Raw genomic sequence first — 5,669 nt, forward strand, 5'->3', positions numbered from 1 at the left:
AAGAGCGGAAAAATAATCGTTTCACAAATAGCATACTCTGACTCTTCAACGGTAAATTCTCGAAGACAAAACTCTAAATCTTCTTTAAACGCTTCTCTGATTACAGTGTCAGTTTCCAGGATATAATTGGCTTCAGTAGCAGTAATTGTAAATTCTTTAAGGACTTCGCCAATCGTTTTATAAGAATCGAAGGACATGAGGGAATTGGGAATTGGGAATTGGGAATCGGGAATCGGGAATCGGGAATCGGGAATCGGGAATCGGGAATCGGGAATCGGGAATCGGGAATCGGGTTACTCCCCATCTCCCCATCTCCCCATCTCCCCATCTCCCCAAACTCACTACACTTCCCCCGCCACTTCTGCAAGAGGTCTGGTGTTCGCAAGTGCTGCCAAAAACTGAGCCAGTTGTGCTGGAATTTGATCGTTGACAATTTGGCGGTATTCAAGGAAATGCTCCAGATAGGCATGATCGCTAAGATACCGTTTCCATACCTGAGGATTGTGTCTGAGGATAGAAAAAAGTTGACCCCAGAATTGGAAGCGGGTTTGGCGCTTGATGCCATTGCGCCAGATAATAATTAGCAGTGCCCATAAATAGATAAATTTTGGCATTACCAACTTAGGGTGATAGGGTTTCGGCTTCATATTTAAGTAGTGCCGATAAAGTCTGCCTAAATAGGATTCTGGTTTATATAATTCCCAGAAACAACTGACATATTCCTGAGCCAGTTGTTCTATCGGGCGAGTGGGGATAAAATTGGTCAGGGTTGTCTGATTGATATTTTCCTCGTTACCTTCTAGTAAACGCCCCTCTTGTTTGAGCCGATCCCAAAGGGCGGTATTGGGCAAGGCTTGTAACATACTAAACACAGGATGGGGAATAGCGGTTGCTTCCACAAAATCGATAATGCGATCGCCTGCTCCTGGTTTTTCCCCATCCAAGCCAATAATAAAGCCAGCCATCACTCGCAAACCTGCCCGATTAATTTTCTTAACCGCATCTGCTAAGGGTTGACGAGTGTTTTGGTGTTTTTTGGTCAGGGTCAAGCTATCGGTATTTGGTGTTTCAATTCCCACAAAGACTGAACTAAAATTGGCAGCAATCATCAACTCCAACAGTTCATCGTCTTCGGCCAGATTCAAGGAAGCTTCTGTGGACAAAGGAAAGGGGTAACCATGCTCTGCCATCCAGGGAGCTAGTTCCTGCAACAGAACCTTAACATGGCGTTTATTGCCAATAAAATTATCATCAACAATAAATACAGGAAGCCGCCAACCCAGATTATAGAGGGTTTGCAATTCAGCCAATACTTGAGCCGGGGTTTTGGTGCGCGGTTTACGGCCATATCGCACAGAGATGTCACAAAACTCGCACTCGAAAGGACAACCACGGGAAAACTGTACCGACATCTCGCTATAAGCATCCAATTCCAGTAAATCGTAGCGGGGAATTGGTGTCTTGGTTACATCTGCCCTTTCGCCATTAGCACGGAATACTCCCGAGCTTTCTCCCACAGCCAGTGCTTCAACAAATCTCGGTAGGGTAATCTCACCTTCATCTAATATCAGAAAGTCTACTCCTGCTTCTTGAGCTTCCTCTGCTATAGACGTGACATAAGGACCACCAACGGCTACCAATTTGCCCCGCCGTTTCCCCTCTCCAATCAGGTGGAGCATATCAGGTTTCTGGACGATCATACCGGAAACGATCACCACATCTGCCCATTCCCAGTCAGCGTCAGTTTCTAAACGAACATTACGGTCTACTAAGCGGAATTCCCAGGTTTGAGGAAGAATAGCTGCTACAGTAATCAGACCCATAGGGGGTTGGGCGACTTTGCAGCCGATCAGTTCTATGGCTTTATCAAAAGACCAATAGGATTTCGTAAACAGAGGAGACAGGAGTAAAACTCTCACGTTTGATGTTGAAATCAAGAATAGTACAATACTACAGCAGTTCTCAATTTAGGGAATCGGGAATCGGGAATCGGGAATCGGGAATCGGGAATCGGGACTCGGGAGTCGGGAATCGGGAATCGGGAATCGGGAGTCGGGAATCGGGAATCGGGAGTCGGGAATCGGGAATCGGGAAAAAATCTTGTTTACCTCATTACTATCAGAACCGCTATACATTCTTGTCTTCAACCTCGAACCTTCAACCTCGAACCTTCAACCTCGAACCTTCAACCTCGAACCTTCAACCTCGAACCTTCAACCTCGAACCTTCAACCTCGAACCTTCAACCTTCAACCTTCAACCTTCAACCTCGAACTTTCAACCTTCAACCTTCAACCTCGAACTTTAAACCTTCAACCTTCAACCTTCAACCTTCAACCTTCAACTTTAAACCTTCAACCGACGAAAGTCCTAGTTATATTAAAACCCGACTAACCATGCGTTTACTATGCCTGAGCAATGGTCATGGAGAGGATGTGATTGCTGTCCAAATTCTACAGGAATTGCAACATTATTCTACTTGTCCAGAACTAGCCGCCTTACCCTTAGTTGGGGAAGGAAAGGCTTATCTCCCATTAGATATCCCCATTATCGGCTCCGTTGAGCAGATGCCATCGGGTGGATTTATCTATATGTCCCAACAGCAAGTGTGGCGTGATGTGCAGGGAGGCTTAGTGCAATTGATTTGGTCTCAATTAAAAGCAATTCGCCGTTGGGCTAAATCAGGGGACTTTATCCTAGCAGTAGGAGATATCGTACCACTGTTGTTTGCCTGGTGGAGTGGTTTACCCTATGGCTTTGTTGGTACTGCCAAATCGGAATACTATTTGCGGGATGAATCGGGATGGTTACCCAATCGACCCCGTTGGGAAGGGTGGTCAGGTTCGGTTTATTTGCCTTGGGAGCGTTGGCTGATGTCTAATCGCCGTTGTTTAGGGGTTTTTCCTAGAGATACCCTGACTACACAGATCTTAAAGCAGTGGTCTATCCCAGCTTTTGATCTGGGTAATCCGATGATGGATGGGATTTATCCAGACTATCCAGCACCAATGGTTTATGACAAAGATGCAGAATTAAACGAAACTAAGCGTACCCTAACTATTACGTTACTACCCGGTTCCAGAATACCGGAGGCTGATCACAATTGGCATCAAATCATCTTGGCAGCATCAGGGTTACTGGATACTTTTGCTTCGCGATCGCTTTTATTTCTCGCTGCCATTGCTCCAGGATTAAGCCAAGATCCTTTACGGGAGGTTTTAGTCGCTCATAGTTGGACTGAGGTCACCTTGCCATCCGATCCATTCAATCTCCAGCTCAAAGACAAACAGGCTTTGGCTTTTACCAAGCAAAATGGCACACTGATTTTAACCCAGAACGACTATAACCTCTGCCTGCTCCAAGGGGATTTCTGTATCGCCATGGCAGGCACAGCCACAGAGCAATTTGTCGGGTTAGGAAAACCAGCCATTGCCATGCCAGGAGTTGGTCCCCAATATACCCCTGCTTTTGCCGAAGCCCAAACTCGCTTGTTAGGTCCATCGTTAGTAATAGCACAGCAACCAGAATTGGTAGCAAGTATAGCGAAAGAGTTATTCCATAACCCCGACAAGTTACAGCTAATAGCAGAAAATGGTCAGCGACGCCTTGGTCAACCAGGGGCAGCAGCTAGGATTGCTAAGTGTTTGATGGAAAAGATGAATTATGAATTATGAATTATGAATTATGAATTATGAATTATGAATTATGAATTATAAATTAGACATCTCAGATGTCTATTATATCGGGTGCATCTCATATTTATAAATTTTGCGTAGGGTGCGTTAGGGAAGGGCTAGCCATCATTTTCCGCCTCTTTGCGCCTGGTTGGGACAGCCCGCCCCGTAACGCACCACCGGATCAAACAGCAAAAGTGAGATGCACCCATTATATCTAGCATATATAGGGCTGTTTTAACAGTCCTATTCAAACTACAATTTCCACACATTAAAAACAAGTATAAAGGTTATATATTGCGATGGATATTAAAACTTTGAGTGGTAATACTGTCAGTATTTTGGGTCTGGGAGCTAAAAACCCAATGGATAAAACTTGTGTAGAGATTGCTTACGAGGCTGGAATCAATTACTTCTTTTTTTACAACCTGAATTACACCAGTTTCCTAGAAGGACTAAAGCCTATTCTGGCAGCTCAACGAGATCAAGTGGTAGTTTCCACGGGCAGTAACAGTCGCGATCTTAACCAACTGCGCGAATATTTCGACCAAGTTCGTTCTTTGCTTGATGTGGATACAATAGATGTGTTCTTTTTGGAATATATCTCCCCTAAAGATGATCTCCACCAGGTTGCAGTAGCCTTAAACCAGATCCATACCTGGAAAACTGAAGGATTAATCCGCTATGTTGGCGCAACCACCCATAACCGCAAATTAGCCGTGGAATTATTGAGAAAGCAGTCCTGTGATGTGCTGATGCATCGTTATAACATGGCCCATCGCAAAGCCGAAGTAGAAGTGTTTCCTGCTGCGCTCAAAGCCGACATTCCAGTAGTTGGGTTTACTGCCACTCGTTGGGGTTCGCTGTTGCAAGGGCATAAAGACTGGAAAAATCCAGCTCCAAGTGCTGCTGACTGTTATCGCATGGTACTGCGCCAACCAGCGATTCGCTTAGTCCTCACTGCACCTAAAACCGAATCTGAATTAGTTGAAAATCTCAGGATTTTGCAATCTCCTGAGTTATCTCTTCAGGAAGTAAACCATTGGCAAACCTATGGCGATCTAATTTATGGAACCGGCCAGGATAGCTTCGATAATAAATGGCCTTAATTAGTTAATATCATCTGCGGTTGAAGACTTATAAATAGTAGGTAATAGGGAACAGGGAACAGGGAACAGGGAACAGAGAACAGAGAACAGGGAATTAGGAGGGAGATTACCTACGAAAAGGAAGCTATTTTTTTAAAATTATTATCTTAACATGATATAATAAAATGCTTGCAGAAGTCGGGAACTTTGGATCGGGCAAATTCGCAGCAGCAGGGAATAAAAATTGACGAAACCCTTATCAAAACTGGGATGCACCCCGGTCTGCTCTGGTTTTGTTACAAAAATTAACAAATTTTTCTCTCATGAAAAGTAATTCTTACGATACACTGGCTAAGTGGAAAACTTAGGAGGCAAGGAAATGAACGCTCAAACATGGATTACCCCTAGTTTTTAGCCTTGCTGAATCAATGGGGATTAGACCTACTGAGTTGTTAGCTCATAAGCCAGACGATGATTAGTGTAAAATTCATCCGGTTGACTGAATCAGTTGTTAGATAAGTAAATATAGAGAATGGCTCAAGTCTATACCAAAGATTTTGAAATTAAATGCCCTCCCCCACAGCGCACCTGGAGAGAAATTTCCCAAAAAATTGCTGAGCTTCCCTTACCAGGTGTTCCCATTCGCTTGATTTTAACCAAGGTTGAAGGAGATACTCTCACCTTTGAATCCAGCTTCATTGATACAGACAGAAAGCCGGTTTGGTCATCTTTACTTGATATTAATATTCGTCAACGGGTTTCTAACCAACCATTTGTCGCAGTTAGTATTATTCCCACCGGAGTCAGAGCAGAAATTGGTGGTTTTGCCGGAGATGCGACTCCTAGTACCAATCTGTTAGCCTCCGCTTGTGACTATCTGGTGACAAATCCCAATGCCGTTACAGCGT

The 5,669-nt window shown here is 44.3% G+C and carries 6 protein-coding genes and 1 pseudogene; 3 read left to right on the forward strand and 4 right to left on the reverse strand.

The annotated features are described in order from the left end of the window. The 4 genes and pseudogenes from F6K38_RS33900 to F6K38_RS33915 form a co-directional block, all read right to left on the reverse strand. Positions 1 to 197: pseudogene (locus tag F6K38_RS33900) on the reverse strand (hypothetical protein); the annotation flags it as partial. Next, the gene (locus F6K38_RS33905; protein WP_287359490.1) at positions 178 to 312 is read right to left on the reverse strand and encodes a hypothetical protein; all 135 of its coding nucleotides are present in this window, start codon (positions 310 to 312) and stop codon (positions 178 to 180) included. The pseudogene F6K38_RS33900 and the gene F6K38_RS33905, both read right to left, overlap by 20 nt. Before the next feature lie 29 nt (positions 313 to 341). Further along, positions 342 to 1,919 (reverse strand): B12-binding domain-containing radical SAM protein, encoded by a 1,578-nt coding sequence (locus F6K38_RS33910; RefSeq protein WP_287359492.1) that lies wholly within the window; start codon positions 1,917 to 1,919, stop codon positions 342 to 344. Between the two features lie 48 nt (positions 1,920 to 1,967). Continuing rightward, positions 1,968 to 2,135, reverse strand: coding sequence for a hypothetical protein (locus F6K38_RS33915; protein ID WP_287359494.1), 168 nt, complete (start codon positions 2,133 to 2,135; stop codon positions 1,968 to 1,970). A gap of 260 nt (positions 2,136 to 2,395) precedes the next feature. Here F6K38_RS33915 and F6K38_RS33920 point away from each other — a divergent pair, with 260 nt between their 5' ends. The 3 genes from F6K38_RS33920 to F6K38_RS33930 all read left to right on the forward strand — a co-directional run. Further along, entirely contained in the window at positions 2,396 to 3,673 is a 1,278-nt protein-coding gene (locus F6K38_RS33920; RefSeq protein ID WP_008188123.1) for a lipid-A-disaccharide synthase-related protein, read from the forward strand. 302 nt (positions 3,674 to 3,975) lie between these two features. Continuing rightward, positions 3,976 to 4,782, forward strand: a complete 807-nt coding sequence (locus F6K38_RS33925) for an aldo/keto reductase (RefSeq protein WP_008188124.1) — start codon at positions 3,976 to 3,978, stop codon at positions 4,780 to 4,782. A 511-nt stretch (positions 4,783 to 5,293) separates the two neighbouring features. Beyond that, positions 5,294 to 5,669: DUF3326 domain-containing protein (locus F6K38_RS33930; RefSeq protein ID WP_008188125.1), on the forward strand; the 376-nt coding region annotated here is incomplete at its 3' end.

Origin of the sequence: Moorena sp. SIO3B2 (assembly GCF_010692525.1) — a bacterium.
Classification (GTDB): Bacteria; Cyanobacteriota; Cyanobacteriia; order Cyanobacteriales; family Coleofasciculaceae; genus Moorena; species Moorena producens.

Excerpts from the sequence above, each read along its gene's own strand:
- F6K38_RS33925 (WP_008188124.1), top strand. The coding sequence starts at position 3,976 with ATGGATATTAAAACTTTGAGTGGTAATACTGTCAGTATTTTGGGTCTG.
- F6K38_RS33905 (WP_287359490.1), bottom strand. The coding sequence starts at position 312 with ATGGGGAGATGGGGAGTAACCCGATTCCCGATTCCCGATTCCCGATTC.
- F6K38_RS33920 (WP_008188123.1), top strand. The coding sequence starts at position 2,396 with ATGCGTTTACTATGCCTGAGCAATGGTCATGGAGAGGATGTGATTGCT.
- F6K38_RS33915 (WP_287359494.1), bottom strand. The coding sequence starts at position 2,135 with ATGTATAGCGGTTCTGATAGTAATGAGGTAAACAAGATTTTTTCCCGA.